This is a genomic window from Vibrio ostreicida (assembly GCF_013074385.2).
In the GTDB taxonomy this organism is placed as follows: domain Bacteria; phylum Pseudomonadota; class Gammaproteobacteria; order Enterobacterales; family Vibrionaceae; genus Vibrio; species Vibrio ostreicida.
The window spans coordinates 101,799-119,470 of the sequence record NZ_JABEYA020000009.1 but is presented as its reverse complement, the minus strand read 5'-3'; the positions used below and the strand labels follow the sequence as shown (position 1 = coordinate 119,470).

Annotated in this window: 10 protein-coding genes; 1 reads left to right on the top strand and 9 read right to left on the bottom strand. The window is 44.8% G+C overall.

The window, feature by feature from the left end:
• Nucleotides 1-52 precede the first annotated feature (52 nt).
• The 9 genes from alaS to HLM86_RS13590 form a co-directional block, all read right to left on the bottom strand.
• A complete protein-coding gene (gene alaS / locus HLM86_RS13630; protein WP_170883171.1) occupies nucleotides 53-2,635 on the bottom strand; it encodes an alanine--tRNA ligase in 2,583 nt (860 codons plus the stop codon).
• A gap of 131 nt (nucleotides 2,636-2,766) precedes the next feature.
• The gene (gene recX, locus HLM86_RS13625; protein WP_170883169.1) at nucleotides 2,767-3,234 is read right to left on the bottom strand and encodes a recombination regulator RecX; all 468 of its coding nucleotides are present in this window, start codon (nucleotides 3,232-3,234) and stop codon (nucleotides 2,767-2,769) included.
• Between the two features lie 318 nt (nucleotides 3,235-3,552).
• On the bottom strand, nucleotides 3,553-4,593 hold the full coding sequence (gene recA / locus HLM86_RS13620) for a recombinase RecA (protein ID WP_076589537.1): 1,041 nt from the start codon (nucleotides 4,591-4,593) through the stop codon (nucleotides 3,553-3,555).
• 182 nt (nucleotides 4,594-4,775) lie between these two features.
• Nucleotides 4,776-5,261 (bottom strand): CinA family protein, encoded by a 486-nt coding sequence (locus HLM86_RS13615; protein WP_170883167.1) that lies wholly within the window; start codon nucleotides 5,259-5,261, stop codon nucleotides 4,776-4,778.
• Nucleotides 5,262-5,333: 72 nt separating this feature from the next.
• Nucleotides 5,334-6,398, bottom strand: a complete 1,065-nt coding sequence (locus tag HLM86_RS13610) for a toxic anion resistance protein (RefSeq protein ID WP_170883165.1) — start codon at nucleotides 6,396-6,398, stop codon at nucleotides 5,334-5,336.
• Between the two features lie 10 nt (nucleotides 6,399-6,408).
• On the bottom strand, nucleotides 6,409-7,119 hold the full coding sequence (locus HLM86_RS13605) for a phospholipase D-like domain-containing protein (RefSeq protein WP_076589508.1): 711 nt from the start codon (nucleotides 7,117-7,119) through the stop codon (nucleotides 6,409-6,411).
• Nucleotides 7,116-11,987: a DNA repair ATPase gene (locus tag HLM86_RS13600; RefSeq protein ID WP_170883163.1), complete on the bottom strand. Its 4,872-nt coding sequence runs from the start codon at nucleotides 11,985-11,987 to the stop codon at nucleotides 7,116-7,118. The genes HLM86_RS13605 and HLM86_RS13600 overlap by 4 nt, the downstream gene beginning before the upstream one ends.
• Before the next feature lie 63 nt (nucleotides 11,988-12,050).
• Nucleotides 12,051-14,138, bottom strand: a complete 2,088-nt coding sequence (locus tag HLM86_RS13595; RefSeq protein ID WP_076589506.1) for a peptidase — start codon at nucleotides 14,136-14,138, stop codon at nucleotides 12,051-12,053.
• A 39-nt stretch (nucleotides 14,139-14,177) separates the two neighbouring features.
• Nucleotides 14,178-14,804, bottom strand: a complete 627-nt coding sequence (locus tag HLM86_RS13590) for a DUF1449 domain-containing protein (RefSeq protein WP_170883161.1) — start codon at nucleotides 14,802-14,804, stop codon at nucleotides 14,178-14,180.
• 309 nt (nucleotides 14,805-15,113) lie between these two features.
• Between HLM86_RS13590 and mutS the strand changes: the two genes are divergently transcribed.
• Nucleotides 15,114-17,672, top strand: coding sequence for a DNA mismatch repair protein MutS (mutS, locus tag HLM86_RS13585; RefSeq protein ID WP_170883159.1), 2,559 nt, complete (start codon nucleotides 15,114-15,116; stop codon nucleotides 17,670-17,672).

Here is a 17,672-nt window from a genome sequence, read left to right as displayed (position 1 = left end):
AAAAATAACGCTCAATCACCTACGTGGTTGAGCGCACACATTTGAGTGTCTCTTATAGTCGGCCTTCTAACCAAGGCTGCACAGATTGCATCGCTTGTGGTAGAGCTTCAACATCAGTTCCGCCAGCCTGTGCCATATCTGGACGACCGCCCCCTTTGCCTCCGACTTGCTCAGCAACCATCTTCACGAGGTCACCCGCCTTAACCGAACCAATCAAATCTTTTGTTACACCGGCGATAAGACTGATTTTATCCCCACTAACATTAGCCAGAAAAACCACACCACTGCCCATTTGATTCTTGGCATTATCGACCATAGTTCGAAGGTTTTTACTGTCAGCGCCTTCCAATGCCGCGATCAGAACGTTAGTACCTTGAATCTGCTGAACCTTGCCCATAATGTTGGCACTTTCAGCGGCAGCCATTTTATCTTTCAGCTTCTGCATTTCTTTTTCTAACGATTTCGCTTTAGAGGCGGCTTCTGACAACCTTTCCTCATAGAGCGACGTTTGTGCATCCACTGCATCCAATGCCGCTTCGCCTGTTACTGCTTCGATACGACGAATGCCTGCTGCAATACCCCCCTCAGAAGTGATCTTGAATAGACCAATATCTCCTGTACTTGACGCATGGATCCCACCACAAAGCTCTGTAGAGAAGTCCCCCATAGACAGCACCCGTACTTCGTCGTCGTATTTTTCACCAAACAAAGCCATCGCCCCTTGTTGCTTGGCGGATTCAATATCCATAATTTGGGTTTCAATCATGTGATTGAGGCGCACTTGAGCGTTGACTAAACGTTCTACTTTCTTTAATTCTTCCGGCGTTACCGCTTCAAGATGGGAGAAATCAAAACGCAAATTGTCAGGTTTAACCAGCGACCCTTTTTGCGCAACATGCCCACCCAAAACCTCTCGCAGTGCAGCGTGCAATAAGTGTGTGGCAGAGTGATTGAGCGAGATAGACGCGCGGCGCATTTGGTCAACAGAAGCCGCTACACTATCATTTTTCGCCAGCACGCCTTCCGATAACACGCCATGGTGCGCAATGGCGTGGCCTAATTTCTGAGTGTCTTCCACAGTGAACAAACCAGAATCAGTTGTCAAAACACCCGCATCACCACACTGACCACCAGACTCTGCATAGAAAGGCGTTTCATCAAGAATAATGACCGCTTTGTCTCCCGCCGATAACGAGCTGACCGCTTCACCTTCTACAAAGATCTCGACGACCTGACTCTTCGCCTCAGTCCCTGTGTAGCCACAAAACTCTGATTGCACGTCCGTTTTTATCGCGGTGTTATAGTCAGTACCAAATTGTCCAGCTTCACGTGCACGTTGACGTTGGACTTCCATTGCCTTTTCAAACCCATTTTCATCGATAGCAAACCCGCGTTCGCGTGCAACATCGTTGGTCAAATCGGCAGGGAAACCATAGGTATCGTAGAGCTTAAATACGGTTTCGCCGTCTAACACTTCACAACTCAAACTATCTAATGCTTCATTAAGAATGGTCATGCCACGTTCAAGTGTGCGCCCGAAGTTTTCTTCCTCAATGCGCAGTACTTTTTCAACAAGTGCTTGTTGCTTCTTAAGTTCTTCACCTGCACTGCCCATGATTTCTGCTAGGACACCAACTAACTTATGAAAGAACACCGTCTTGGCACCCAGTTTATTCCCATGGCGAACCGCACGACGGATGATACGACGTAGAACATAACCACGACCTTCATTCGAGGGCATAACACCATCCACAATCAGGAAGGAGCACGAACGAATATGGTCAGCAATGACTCGCAGTGATTGATTAGAAAGATCGTCATAGCCTGTCACTTTCGCCGCCGCTTTGATAAGCGTTTGGAATACATCGATTTCGTAGTTGGAATGCACCCCTTGCATAATGGCAGAAATGCGTTCTATACCCATTCCCGTATCTACCGATGGTTTAGGGAGAGGTTCCATTGTACCGTCTGACTGACGGTTGAACTGCATAAATACGTTGTTCCAAATTTCTATGAAACGATCGCCATCTTCTTCAGGGGTGCCAGGTCGACCACCCCAGATATGCTCACCATGATCATAGAAAATTTCAGTACATGGGCCACACGGTCCTGTATCACCCATTTGCCAGAAGTTATCCGATTCGAAAGGTTTACCCCCTTTCTTATCACCAATACGCACAATACGATCGGCTGGGATCCCAACTGTTTTATTCCAGATATCAAACGCTTCATCATCTGTCTGGTAAATAGTGACAAGTAAACGCTCTTTCGGTAGCTGAAGGGTCTCTGTCAAAAACTCCCATGCAAAAGCGATAGCATCTTGCTTGAAATAATCACCGAAGCTAAAGTTACCTAACATTTCAAAAAAAGTATGGTGACGAGCGGTAAAACCAACATTTTCAAGATCGTTATGTTTGCCACCCGCACGTACACAGCGTTGCGACGTAGTTGCTCGCGTGTAGGCCCGTTTTTCTAAACCTAAGAAACAATCTTTAAATTGGTTCATACCTGCGTTAGTAAACAGCAAGGTTGGGTCGTTATGCGGTACTAACGATGAACTTTCTACGATTTGGTGTCCTTTGCTCTCAAAGAACTTGAGGAACGCGTTACGAACCTCATCAGTGCTCATGTACATGCAGCTCTTCCTGAAAATAGTCGAGTTAGAATTTTGCCGTATTGTAGATCAAGCCGTCAGCCACGACTAGCTTTCTCGCGGAAAAGAGCCTGCTGAAAAGAAAATTCCTTCCCATCACAAGATATCGAAGGTTACTCTTCACCGTGTGGTTTAAGTGCGTAATTGATTTGTTCGAAGCTAAAGCCGCGATACTGAAGAAATCTCACCTGTTTTGCCTGCTCTTTACTGTCTTTCGCTACTATGCCCTTAAATTTCTTTTCTGCCGCTGTTCTTGCCAATTCAAACCAATCTTGCGCCTCTTCTTCAAGCGCGAGTTCAATGACCACTGGTTCTACTTTTTTTTGGCGGAGTTCTTGCCGAATTCTGCGTTCTCCATGGCCTTTGTAAACATGCTGACGAACTTGGCTTCGAGCGAAACGGTGATCATCGAGATATTGATGCTCTAGGCAATAACGAACCGCAATTTGGATTTCCTCCTCCTCGTATCCTTTAAGCGATAATTTTTGGTAAAGCTCATACTCACCGTGATCACGCCGACTCAGTAGATGCATAGCGGCTTCTTTACTAGAAAGCTCGGTAGGAGATTTTTTGTACTGCATATAAATAATGACTCACTGGATATAAAAATGCCCCGCGTAAGCAGGGCATTTCGATACTATTAAATAGGTTGTCAGTGTCTAGACACCGACCCATAACACGCAGAATACATAACGAAATGCGATACGCCTTTTTGTCGCTCTTACACCACTATTTCTAGCGGCTGAATGTGACCACTGATTATTCTTAGTTGAAACATTGAACGTCACGCTGATGTCGTCATGAATGACTATTCGTGCCCAAAATGAAAAGAGGCCTCTATTCAAGAGACCTCATTATTGTAATGTGCTGCTTTCTCATCAATTGTGAAAAAAAGGAAATTAGAACTCTTCTTCTTTCGGCATTTCACCGATTTCAGGCTCTTCAACTGGAGCCGTAACTAGCAACATTTCACGGAGTTTGGCATCGATAGTGACAGCAGCCTCGGTATTTTCACGTAGGAATTTACCCGCATTCGCTTTACCCTGACCAATCTTATCGCCATTATAGCTGTACCAAGCACCGGCTTTTTCAATCAACTTATTCTTAACACCCAGATCAATTAACTCACCTTCGCGGTTAAAGCCCTGACCGTACAAAATCTGTGTTTCTGCTTGTTTAAACGGTGCTGCAATCTTGTTCTTAACAACCTTTATGCGAGTTTCGTTACCCACAATTTCATCGCCATCCTTGATAGAACCAGTACGACGAATATCAAGGCGTACAGACGCATAGAATTTCAGAGCATTACCACCCGTGGTCGTTTCTGGATTACCAAACATTACACCAATTTTCATGCGGATTTGGTTGATAAAAATACACATACAATTTGATTGCTTTAGGTTACCTGTCAGCTTACGCATTGCTTGAGAAAGCATACGTGCCTGAAGGCCCATATGGCTGTCACCCATCTCCCCTTCAATTTCAGCTTTAGGAGTTAAAGCAGCAACAGAATCGACCACCATAACGTCTATGGCACCTGAACGAGCAAGCGCATCACAGATTTCAAGGGCTTGTTCGCCCGTATCCGGTTGCGAAACCAAAAGAGCATCAATATCAACACCCAGTTTCTTAGCGTAAACAGGGTCCAAAGCATGTTCTGCATCAATGAAGGCACACGTTTTTCCTACACGTTGCGCCGCTGCAATCAGCTCTAACGTTAGGGTCGTTTTACCCGATGATTCTGGGCCATAAACTTCAACAATACGCCCCATTGGCAAGCCGCCAGCGCCCAGTGCAATATCCAAAGAAAGTGAACCGGTAGAAATCGTTTCTACATCCATTGCGCGGTTATCGCCAAGGCGCATAATGGAACCTTTACCGAATTGCTTTTCAATCTGACCTAGCGCAGCGGCGAGCGCTTTTTGTTTGTTCTCGTCCATCACTTTCTCCGAATAATTCATCTGCTCATCGATGAAATTTGAATGCGTATCTTTGACCCAGAATGTTTTCGGGGCAATCAATGACAATCATTATACTGTTTATTCATACAGTTTCCATAGCTGTGTGAACTTTTTTTAAAATTAGACTTTATCTCTTTCATTGTTCAAAATTTTTAGTTTGCTTAGCAACGGGAGAGCAGTTCTGCATATAAGCCCTGCAGAGCGGCTTCGACCGCTTGCTGACGTATTTGAGCTCGATTACCTTTAAAGCGGTAACAACAGGTCTTCAACCACCCTTTTTCATCTGCCCAGGCTAAAAAAACCGTTCCGATCGGTTTTTCTTCGGTTCCTCCTCCCGGCCCAGCAATACCACTCACTGAAATACCGATGTTAGCCTTAGAGTTGTCCAAGGCCCCCTTCACCATTTCCTCAACAGTCTGCTCACTGACCGCACCATGACGAGTCAACGTTTCTGGGTTGACGCCCAACATGTCCATTTTCGCTTCATTACTGTAGGTGATAAATGCACGATCAAACCATGCAGAGCTTCCAGCGACCTCCGTGATTGCAGTAGAAACCCCGCCGCCAGTGCAAGATTCTGCTGTTGTTAACATTAATGCTTGGGATTGCATTAAGTTCCCCAACTGCTCATTCAATATCATGTGCATTTTTCCTACGTTACTTTACACGCTCTATCGCAGTGCAAAAACAGTGGCCATTTGGCCACTGCTCAATAAGTATTAACTTTGAAGCGACTGCTGCAAAGCAGATTTGAGCTCCAATTCTGCCTGCTCAAGCACCTGCTGGGTTTTCTCTCTTTGCTCCCTACCCTCCTTTACACGGGACAAGGTATTACTCAGGGTCTCGATTGTCAGTTGATTGACCGTTTGCAACGAATCAATATCAAGAATACCCCTTTGGTAATTTTCAGCGATTTGTTCTTCCAAGATCTTTAGCTTTTCAGCATTTTTTACGTATTGTTGGTTAGTGTAATCTTTTACCGCTCGGGTCACCTGCAAAGCCTGCTCTTTCTCATAATTCGAAATCGCAATTAAGAATTGGCGTTTCCACAGTGGGAAGGTGTTGTGTACGATGTCCTGAATATCTTCCATTAGCATCTTATTCCCTTCCTGAGACAGCCGAATTTGTGGCGCAGTCTGAATCGCGGCGAGTCGAGTTAACTCCAAATTATGAACTCGCTTTTCAAGTCTAGCGACCGCCTGTGTTGCATCTCGATACTCTTGCGCATCAAGTGCATCATTGCTCTGCTCAGATTTGGTCAATAAACTTGGTAAAACCTCTTCATTCATTTGCGCCAATTTATAGTGACCCGCTGCGATATATTGCTCAAGCCCTTTGAGTAATTCCAAGTTGTGTCGGTACAACGCATCGAGTTGATTGATATCGTGAGCCAATTTCACTTCCTGACCCTGTAACCGCTCCGCTAACGAATCCAGCTGAGTTTTCACTGAATGAAAGCTCTCTGCGAACGTTTTAAACGAATCAAATAACTCTCCAATCAAGGGTAAACGTGACAACACATTACGTTTACCCATCTGCTCAAATGGACGGCTGTCCATTGATGCCACCATTGCCTGAAGAATTGCGCCCGCTTCACCGCTGTCTCTCACTCGCACCTTTTCAAGCACTGAGTCAGAAAAAGCGGTAATGTCTTCCAAGGCTTCACGGCCGAAGGTGATCGTTGCAACGCTATCAAACGGGTTAAAGCCATCTGCTATCGCTACGATCTCGGGTGTTGTTACCATACTTGAGCTTTCTTTCTGTTTCGTCATGAGGTCCGTCATTATCGGTTCCTTATTTCAATACCGGATTGTGACAGGGAAATTGCTGCCATAATTTCTCAAACTGCATTGAGAACGATTGAAGAAATCGGACATCATCGGTCAAAGTAATGTCTTCTTGATTATATTTAGAAGCACTGCGCGTCCAATTAAAGCTACCGTTTATCATCCTCGTTTGATCAAAAATCGCAAACTTATGATGCATGTGATAAGGCGTGGTATCAATTTTAACGGGCACACCAGACTCTGCCAGATAATTAATATCACTCCCTCTATCATTTATTTTATTATTATCCGTAATAACCCGTACCTGAATACCTCTCTGATGGGCCATTAGAATCTGCTTGGTCAATTGATCATCTGAAATGGTAAAGACGCATATCTCTATCGAGGCTCTTGCTAGCTTTAGCTGTTCGATTATGCCCGTCGCACAACTCCTTCCCGGCGAAAACCAGCTTGTTGCTACCTCGCTAGTTTGAGCAATTCTGACATTATCCAGCACTTTGATAATGCGTTCGACCCAACGTAAAATGGCGATTGGGTCAGCGTGATGTGTCATTGCGTTCTTCGCTAATTTTAAACTTTGATTGCGCAGGAATGAACGGTCCTCATCTGACATCACGGCTTCCGCTAATTCAGATTGTAAGTATCGCCTTTCATCGTCGTCTAAGCGATGATCCCTGATTGACTCCTCAAGCCAACTCGCCCAATGTTGACGGTTCATATACTGCCTTCCTTAGTCTCAACTTGACCGAATCGAGCGACGTACTGATTCAGTCTCGCCAGTTGTTGTACCACCTGACCGGCTCTGTCTTCCGAGTCTCCCATTAATTGCTGGCGTTGATACCCTTCTTTAATCTCTTTCCACCGTTGAGCCTGAGTTTCTGTCATGTTTCCTCTCAACTCTGCCAGTTTCAGCAAGTTTTCTTCCGTTCCATTCGCTAAAGTTTGGGCTTCACCCTGATAGTGATCTTGAAGCAAGGTATCAAGTTCTTGATCAGTCATCACCGAAGATATTTTTTCCACCAGTTTATTCATATTTCGATAGGAGCCTTGCAGCTTAAATGCAGGTTCAACACGATATTGATCTGCTGTCGCAGCCGATTGGATGTATTGCTGATTAACCTTTAGGACAGTGTGTTGTACTTTTGACAATTTTTGGATAGTGGTGACGATTTCATTTGCTTCGGTCGCAGAGTACGCATCACTCATTTCACTTAAGGCAATGCTCTCACCCTCCGCCAGACGAACAAATCGATAAAGATCGTTAAGATCTCGCGTTGCCAAAGGCGCTAATACGGGATTAGAGGTCAATGAGTTTTCAATGAAACTCAGCTCAAATGCATGCTGTTGGTCGGATAGCATATCACCCAAGTTATAGATATCAGCCCGGTTAGCCAGCATATCTGGGATACGAAATGCTTCGCCGGTTTCTGTATAGGGATTACCCGCCATAACCACGGCAAACTTTTTACCGCGCATATCGTAAGTTTTGGTTTTCCCTTGCCAAGTACCCTCAATTCGTCTGGTCCCATCACACAAAGAAATAAATTTCTGTAACAGCTCAGGATGAGTGTGCTGAATATCATCCAAGTAGAGTAAGACGTTATTGCCCATTTCAAAGGCTAAATTGATTTTCTCAATCTCGCGAGCAGCATTTTGGTCAGGGGCATCTGCGGGATCAAGGGACGTAGTCTGATGACCGATAGAAGGACCATTGATTTTCATAAACACCAAACCTAACTTGTGCGCAACATATTCAATCAAGGTTGTTTTGCCGTAACCAGGCGGAGATATAAGCAGTAACATCCCCATCAAATCGGTCCGTTTGTTGTCCCCCAACGTCCCCATTTGCTTGGCGAAATTATCACCAATCAATGGCAGGTAACTTTCACTGATCAATTTATTACGCACAAATGACGTCAGTGGCCGTGGTTTGAATTCATTCAGTCTAAACGTGTCTTTTGCTTCAGTAAGCAAGGCGGTTCGCTGGCTCAAATACGCTTCATACATAGGAAGTAATTGACTTCGGTGCCATTCAGTACGTTGGATAAAATCATCCAAAACCAAAACCAATTCGCCTTTGTTCAACCGCCCATGCTCACCCAACAACTCCTTAACGGTGCACTGCAAAGAAAAATCGACGCTTCGCAGACTCAGCTCTGATCGTGTTTTACATACCGCAATCACCGCACTTTCAATCACAAACGCCTGTCCATAATTTTTCTTCAAGGCATAAGCCTTTAGCCACTGAACATGGTCGTTGTACTGTTCTTGTATATTCTGTGAGGCGGGAACCCAACCCAAGCTGCGTCGAAATTGAATATAGTCGTCACACACATTAAGTGCATCCTGACTGACGTCAATGTGCAACTCCTGTTGAGACAGGATATGGATAAGATAGCTCGCACTGTCTTGAGCCGTTTCGACGGGGAGTCGAGTTGAGAGTTCTTGCTGCAACTCTTGAAATGCATCAAAGGCATTAAGATGCTGACGAAGAAGGTCGGCGTTACTCGCTCTTTGTCGAAAGTCATCTATAGTGGCTTCATCCTGAGCCAACAACCAAAGTAAAGCATGGGCCCGAGCTAACTGACTAAAGCGCAGTAAGCCCGCTTTCTGGTGAATGGGTAAAAGCTGAGTCAGGATTTTCACCGCGTCAATATCGTGAATCCCTTTAACATAACCTTCTTTATAACGTGGGGCAGAGAAGCGTTGGACCAAGGCGGTCAATGTGTGATCGGCCACACTGGCATATAGTGTGTCCATATCAAAGTCGGCCGCCTCCTGTTCAGCAGAATGTAGCATTAAATACGCCAAATACTCCGCTCGGTATACGTCATCACTTTCCGAGGCTACATCCAAACGAGCGGCGCTCTGCGATTGCAAAAATACGGGGTCATCAATCGGCTGATAAAAATCTGTTCCCGAAATATGCGTGCATAAGGTTCCTTGCTGCTCGACCAAACTCAGATCTAACGCCTGTTGGTTGACGCTAAAACGGTGCCTGCCCAATCGAAGGACTTTGCCTCCTTGCTCGAAGATATCCTGATTATCACGCAATGCCCGTAATGACTGATCTTGAAGTGACTTTAGCTTCGCATCTAAACTGTCGGACTTCACACTATCACCTAACTGACGAATCGACTCTGATAGTTGCTGCAGTTTAAGTACCATAGCGTCAGTGGCAAAGTAACTATTTAACCCAGAGACATCATCAAATTTGGATAAGCGCTTTTCAATACTCGCCAACGTCACTTCTGCCGCTTGAAGCAGATTCTGAACACGTCGCTGCTGTGCGGAAACCAACTGTTGTTTGTGGTTGTCTAACGTTGACTGGATTTCGTCTCTCTTAGAATATATTTCTGCCAAAAACTGGTCAAAGTCAGCAAAACGAGATTCCAGCTTGTCTAATTGTGCAATCAATTTTGCTAACTGAGCATCACATTCATCAGGGGAATTTGCTTGCTCCATAGCACTACTGACCGATTGGCCCAAGAGTTTGAACTGAGCACTAAACTCGGCTTGAGACTCTTCACTTTGTAACCCTTTACTCTTGCTTCTTAGTTTTGCAGCAACACTATTTAATAAAGAAGATATTTCTGTCGTTAAATCTAAAATACGGGTAGATTGCGTTGGATCATCGGTCTCTATTTCCGTGACTTCTTCCGTCACCAGTTGAAGATCACTTCTGAGCGTCTCAACCTCTGACTGCAATTTTGCTAACTGCGACCTTTTATCGGTTTTCTCAAGCGTTGACTCGATCTTTTCAATCTGATGTTTAAAGGGCTGATAAGCCTTCTCATCCTGCAACAAAGTCAGCAACTGCTGGTTGAGCCCTTCGCGCTGCACTTGCAGAACCGTTAGAAGGTTATCAACGCTCTCAGCGTCAATGTAATGTTGTTGTCGCAACGCCATCGTTGCACCAACCTGAGCTTTCACTTCCGCCAATAACGCCAGTAAGGTGTTAGCCTGATCCTTAGGGGCAAGCTTGATCTTACCAACCAGATCATCAATCACTGTTTTTTGTTGGCTAAGGCTCTCAGAAGCAAAGCTTTGCAACTGCTGTACTTTAGCGAACTCATCAATAATCTTATCAGCGGTCGCCATCAAATCACCGATAGCCTCCCCCAGCCCCAATGCATAGCCATCGCTCAACCAATGGTAATGATCTAAGGTGCTTTGACATTGCTTTAAAAGCATTTCAAAAGCCGCTTGAGTCACTTCTTTTGTTTGAGCAAGCTGACTGACTGACAACACAGAAGAGAGTGCACGGACTAACTCGGCATTCCCGAGATTAAATAACGGGCTACTACCATCGGTTTGGGGGTTGAGATGTGCGTAATGTTCGGCAGTAGAAAAAGGCGTATCCCAAATCCGCAGTGGATGGATAGTTGAGGCTTCAGCATTCTCGGAAACTTGAAAGACCAGCATCCGTCCATCCGGATATAAACTAAACCCGTGACTGTCCATCGGTGCAGCAAACTGTTTCTCAATCATGTTGTAGGTGAACGAGACGTAATACCCTTCAAGTATGTTGAAGAAGAAATACAGAATATCTTCGCCATTAGGTGACACAACTTTCTGAAAAAACTGCAAATGGTGCCAAGGCATATCGAACTGTTTATGTTCCCCATTTGCCAGTACAAAACCATGAGAATAAAGTAAACCATGATCTTCGGGTAGTGCTTTAGCGCTCATACTAAGTGCATCAGCACGGACCACTTTTTGAGTCAAAGGGTTATAAACGAAATAGCGATCTTGACGCTCTCGATTTGGACGGACTTTGAGAACAATAAGCTCACCAACAAACGCATAATCTATCTGGGCATCAGACACACTTTGATGGGGGTCTTCAACGGCTTCACTATAAATGCCTTTGCCATCTTCTGTGTTGTCCTCGATCTTAATGGTAAGATCACCACCGATACATTCTACAAACAGTTTATCTTGGATCGAAACATGGGGATGGTTACCCAAAACATGATCATCTCTAGTCGTCGCTATCCAGTCAAAATCATGTTGGGCCGCACTGACCAAAGAGGTTTGGCCAACCGAGTCGATGTACTCGATTGAGTTAGCATTAATTTGGAAACGAAATACTTTGCGGTCTTCGGCACGCATTCCAATTTGGAAGGCAATATAAAGAATATTCTCCTTACGTGATATCTGCGACAACCGCGCATCCCGATAGTAAGTAAACAGCTCTGCAAATTCATGCATAAACCTTTGTTCTTTAAGAAAACTGTCTTCTAAACTAATAGGCTCAAGCCTAAATGTACCGTCATTTTCATGCAGTTGGTACAACCCGAACACATCCTGAAGAGCAGGAACCGCTTTCATCCCAACACTGACCTGATAGCCAAACAACAACTGTTGGTTTACCTGAGCCATATCTATCGGGATGCAACGTGCATCGGTCTGAACATTGGTTTTTCCGACAAGTTTAAGATCTTGTCCACCAAAAACTTGTTGGCGCTTCTGATTAAAAGATTGAGTGAGCGTTTTTAGTTGTAAGCCTTGTTGCGACAAACGAGCTTTGAGGACTTCGTAAGCACCACCTTCACTCACAGCTTTTTGAGTCGAATCGGACATAATAATACCTGCTAACCCCGCTTCTTAGGAAAGAAGCGGGATTCTGTGAGAAAGTTTTTGCGGTTAAGATTGGTTTTCAGAGGCTGCGCTGAGCGAGTTTTGAATTTTCTTCATCAGTTCTCCCGCACCACCTTGAGAACTTAACAAACTGGCTAAAGCAACATTGCTCAAGTCACTGCTTTTTAAGTCCGTATTTTCGAGAATATCTTTAATATCTTGCGGTAAACTGCGGTTACCTTCCATATAGTCAGACACCAAAGGATTAAGTACTTTCGATTCCTCAAACTTACTATCCAATGCAGATGCATCCAAAATGGTTTTACGAATCTGCTCGATACCTTCTCCACCGAACAGTTTGATATCTGCATCTGATAGAGCCTGTGCTATAGCTTGAGCATTGGCACTCACCACAGATTTCTGCGCATCAATGCGGGCCATCTCAAGATCTTTTTCCTGTTGCAGCTGCATAACCCATTTATCGTGCTCACGAGTATGTTCATCATACTGCTGAGCGGCTTCAAAGCGAGCAGACTGAGCTTCGGCTTCCGCTAACCCTTTCGCTCGCATGGCTTCTGCTTCCGCTTCACCAGCACTTTGCAAAGCAAACGCTTCGGCTGCACCAGTATCACGAATTGCCTGAGCACGCTCTCTCTCGACTTCTACCTCGGCCAAGCCTGTCGCGCTAATATGCTCTTTCTCGGCATGAGCCATACGCTCTTTCGCCGCAGCTTCTTTGTCTTTAGCAATAAACTCTGCTTCAGCACGTTTCACCGAAACAGCGTGATCGGCTTCGGCTTCACGTGATTTCACTGCAAATTCATTTTCAGCTTCACGGGTTTTGACTTTAAGTTCAGCTTCATTTTCAATCAGTAAACGTTCTGCCCTTTCTTTTGCGGCATCTTTTTCAGCACGAGCGCCAACCAAAAGTTCCAACTGAGCCGATTCCGCTAACGCTTCTGCTTCAACCATGGTAACGCGCTTTTTACGGTTGACTTTCTCGGTCACTCGCAGGTTTTCTGTTTCTTCTTCTTCTCGGGCAATTTTACGCTCGATTTCGACACGTTGTGAACGGGTTTCAGCCACAGACTTCATCGATTCTTCGATGGTGGTCTCTTTTTGCATTTCTTTTTCGACCACTTCCGTCGCAGTCCTCACTTTTTCCGTTTCAACAGAACGATTTAGCTCTTCTTGCTGAATAGCAACCTGACGCTGGTTGGCGATGCGGGTCATCTCCACTTCCATCTCAACACTCTCGCGCTTTTTAGACACTTCCTCTTCTGTTTCCAGTTTGGCTAACTGGGTGACTCGCTCATATTCTTCTCTCTTTTCAGCAGTCAACGCTTGTTCCTGAGCTTTAATGATCTCTACTTCACGCTGTATACGTGCAACACTTTCATGCTCTTGCTTGTCGAGTTGAAGACGATTTGCTTCTGCTTCAACATTTTTCTTTTTCATTGTGGTGCGTTCATCCTGACGGATGGCATTGGTCTCAGTATTCTTATTCGCCGTAATCGCCGAAATTTTTCGAATACCTTCAACATCTAGAATGTTGTTCGGGTTGTGAGCATCCAAGGCCGTCTGATCAATTTTATCAATCACCACATCGTAAATTTTGAAACCATCCATTTCACTGCCAATAACCTGAACCACCGCATCACGAAAAGCACGACGATTGGTCAAGAGTTCTTCAAATTCAAATTGTTTAACCGCGGTTTTCAACGCTTCTGAGAACTTGGGCTGAAAATGATCCTTTAATCGCTCAAGGTTAGACGCATCATGTGCAGTAAAAAGCTTAGCAACCCGAACGATATCCTCTTCTTCATGATTCACACCAATGTAAAAATCGACTTTCAAGTCAGCTCGGATATTATCGCGACAATGAAGCCCTTCATATTCTTCGCCTTCCTGATCCTTACGACCACTTCGCGTAACAGAGATCTTCTTACGTGTAATATCCATATACTCATGACGATTGAGCACAGGCCAAACAAAAGTACCAGTAAGTGACGCTCTTGTGCGATCAAGTCCATTAACAATCAATGCATCTCCTTCACCTCTCACTTTTTTATATCTAGAGGTAATAAAAATAAGGATAAGCAACCCAACACCAACTCCCGAACCGATAAAAATCATACTTGGGGAAATTATCATCAACCAACTCCTAATTTAAAATTTATATTATTTTTTCGTTTAAAGATTTGTATTATTTTTCATAACGACATATCGATTTAGCTCTTTTTCTCTTGAAACGATGACAACCTCATCGCCATAAGCAAGATCTTGCTCTTTTTCAATCACGGCATCGAGTAAATATTCGTTCCCATTTTGCATCACCATAACTTCTCCCATGAGCGCCGTCACTTTGCTGCTATGCACTCTTGCCGTCATACCCACAAATTCAACGGATGCAAAGGCTTTGGCCTTATCAAATAGCGGACTAAGAGGCTTTAACATCCATGCTGCAATAATTAACGCTAGGTAAGCGATAACAGGAATCGACAAAACGTTGGCAATATCCAGAGAATACCCAGTCAGCCATTCTTGAGTGTGATGAGACATGTAAAATGACAACACGGTCGCCACAAAAAAGCTTGTGCAAAGTGCAACCATTAACGGCACCTTAGATAAAACAGGTGGCAGTAACAAACCCGAACCGGGAATATTATCTAGATCGAAGAGTTCCATGTCAGCGGTTACGCTGTCCACAACGTTAAAAACCAAATCAATCAGCATGATCAACAAAAACAGACCAAATGGAAAAAAGAAAACACTGGTTGGCCAATTGGCTAATGCGTAGAAAAAATCATGTAAAGTCATATATCTGCTTAAGTTCCTAAGTGCCCATTTTACGACACGCAATTGATAGGATTGTTATTATTAATCGATAAAATCGACATAGAGTATATAATCAAAAAAGTGAATAGAAACTCTGTTTGTTAATATTCGATCAAGTTCAAAAAAAACTTTTTAGATCATGCATTTCACACCTTTTATCCGTTAGCGAAGGCGAAATAATGGCGGAATCCTTATTTCTCAAAGTTACAGGATAAAATGACGCCACCACTTTTCGCTGGGAAAAGATTCACGTATCCTAAACCACAGTAAAATCAAACAAAGAAGTAAACCGTGAAAGCTGAACAAAAACACACTCCCATGATGCAGCAGTACCTCAAGTTAAAATCTGAAAACCCAGATATTTTGTTGCTGTATAGAATGGGCGATTTCTACGAGCTGTTTTACGACGATGCTAAACGTGCTTCACAGTTGCTTGAGATATCTCTGACTAAACGCGGAGCCTCTGCTGGCGAGCCTATTCCGATGGCTGGCGTACCATTCCACTCAATAGAGGGTTACTTGGCCAAGCTTGTCCAGTTAGGTGAATCTGTCGCTATTTGTGAACAAATTGGCGACCCCGCGACCAGTAAAGGTCCAGTCGAACGAAAAGTCGTACGAATTGTCACACCAGGAACAGTGACCGATGAGGCCCTTCTTTCAGAGCGAGTGGATAACCTTATCGCCGCTATCTACCATAGTGGTGGCCGTTTTGGTTACGCCACTTTGGATATCACCTCTGGCCGTTTTCAACTCATGGAGCCCGAGACGGAAGAAGCGATGGCCGCGGAACTTCAGCGTACCGCACCACGTGAACTTCTATTTCCAGAAGATTTCGATCCTGTACATCTGATGTCAAACCGCAACGGTAATCGCCGCCGACCTATTTGGGAGTTTGAAATTGATACCGCAAAACAGCAATTGAATCAGCAATTCGGCACTCGAGATTTGGTGGGGTTTGGCGTTGATAATGCCACTCATGGACTCTGTGCTGCTGGATGCTTAATTCAATACGTCAAAGATACCCAAAGAACCGCTTTACCTCACATTCGGTCGCTGACGTTTGATCGTCAAGATCACTCTGTTATTCTGGATGCGGCAACCCGCCGTAATCTGGAAATTACATCCAACCTAACGGGCGGTACTGATAATACACTCGCAGAAGTGCTGGATCACACGGCGACCGCCATGGGAAGCCGGATGTTGAAACGTTGGTTACACCAACCAACACGAGATATCGACACCTTGAATCACCGACTTGACGCCATCACAGAGTTAAAAGCGCAATCGCTATTTACAGAGCTTCAACCTATTTTAAAACAAGTCGGTGATATTGAGCGCATCTTGGCAAGATTGGCCCTGCGCAGCGCACGACCAAGAGATATGGCTCGTCTGCGTTTCGCGCTTCAAGAACTGCCTGAATTGGCGCAAGTGATGGCCGCTCTCAAACATCCATACCTCACCAAGTTGGCAAAGATATCAGCCCCAATGGATGACATCTGCCAACTGCTCGAACGAGCCATTAAAGAAAACCCTCCTGTCGTTATTCGCGATGGCGGTGTAATTGCAGCAGGCTACGATGCAGAGCTAGACGAGTGGCGTAAACTGGCTGACGGTGCCACCGAATATCTGGAAAAGCTAGAGCAAGAGGAACGCGAGCAGCATGGGATTGACAGCCTAAAAGTCGGCTACAACAATGTACACGGTTTCTTCATTCAAGTCAGTCGAGGGCAAAGCCAGTTGGTACCGGCTCATTATATTCGTCGCCAGACCCTTAAGAACGCAGAAAGATACATCATTCCCGAATTGAAAGAACACGAAGATAAAGTACTAAACTCTAAATCCAAAGCGCTTGCTCTGGAAAAACAGTTGTGGGAAGCGTTATTTGATTTACTCTTGCCTTCTTTGGAGCCACTGCAAAATCTGGCTTCAGCGCTTTCTCAAATTGATGTGTTGCAAAACTTGGCTGAACGAGCTGAACACCTCGATTACTGTCGACCTAATTTGAGTCAAGAGCCCGGTATCGATATCCAAGCAGGGCGCCACCCTGTGGTAGAAAAGGTAATGGATGAACCTTTTATTGCCAATCCAATCAAACTGAATTCCCAACGCAAAATGCTGATCATTACCGGCCCAAACATGGGGGGAAAATCAACCTATATGCGACAAACAGCTTTGATTGCCCTAATGGCTCATATCGGAGCTTATGTCCCAGCTGAATCGGCTAACATAGGCTCGATCGATCGCATCTTTACTCGCATTGGTGCATCTGATGACCTAGCGTCTGGTCGCTCCACCTTTATGGTTGAAATGACAGAAACGGCCAACATTCTTCATAATGCCACCGAAAATAGTCTGGTTTTAATGGATGAAATAGGTCGGGGCACCAGTACTTATGATGGCCTCTCATTAGCATGGGCAAGTGCCGAATGGCTGGCAAAAGAACTAGGGTCAATGACACTCTTTGCAACCCACTACTTTGAGCTCACTGAATTACCGAACCTGATCCCTCGGCTGGCTAATGTTCACCTTGACGCCGTCGAGCACGGCGATACTGTCGCCTTTATGCATGCCGTGCAAGAAGGCGCCGCAAGTAAATCCTATGGTTTAGCGGTAGCAGGGCTCGCTGGTGTCCCTAAGAAGGTGATAAAAAATGCACGCGCTAAACTGACTCAGCTTGAGCAATTGGGTCAAGGGAACGAGCATGGCAGCCAATCACAAAACATCGTCAACCAACTCAGTCTCATTCCTGAACAGACCGAGTTAGAAGAAGCAATGTCAGCCGTTAACCCTGATGACTTAACACCACGTCAGGCACTCGACACCCTCTACCGACTGAAAAAATTGGTTTAA

Coding starts and splice junctions, on each gene's coding strand:
- HLM86_RS13610 (WP_170883165.1), bottom strand. CDS start 6,398: ATGACGGACCTCATGACGAAACAGAAAGAAAGCTCAAGTATGGTAACA.
- HLM86_RS13590 (WP_170883161.1), bottom strand. CDS start 14,804: ATGACTTTACATGATTTTTTCTACGCATTAGCCAATTGGCCAACCAGT.
- HLM86_RS13600 (WP_170883163.1), bottom strand. CDS start 11,987: ATGTCCGATTCGACTCAAAAAGCTGTGAGTGAAGGTGGTGCTTACGAA.
- recA (WP_076589537.1), bottom strand. CDS start 4,593: ATGGACGAGAACAAACAAAAAGCGCTCGCCGCTGCGCTAGGTCAGATT.
- recX (WP_170883169.1), bottom strand. CDS start 3,234: ATGCAGTACAAAAAATCTCCTACCGAGCTTTCTAGTAAAGAAGCCGCT.
- alaS (WP_170883171.1), bottom strand. CDS start 2,635: ATGTACATGAGCACTGATGAGGTTCGTAACGCGTTCCTCAAGTTCTTT.
- HLM86_RS13615 (WP_170883167.1), bottom strand. CDS start 5,261: ATGCACATGATATTGAATGAGCAGTTGGGGAACTTAATGCAATCCCAA.
- HLM86_RS13595 (WP_076589506.1), bottom strand. CDS start 14,138: ATGATAATTTCCCCAAGTATGATTTTTATCGGTTCGGGAGTTGGTGTT.
- HLM86_RS13605 (WP_076589508.1), bottom strand. CDS start 7,119: ATGAACCGTCAACATTGGGCGAGTTGGCTTGAGGAGTCAATCAGGGAT.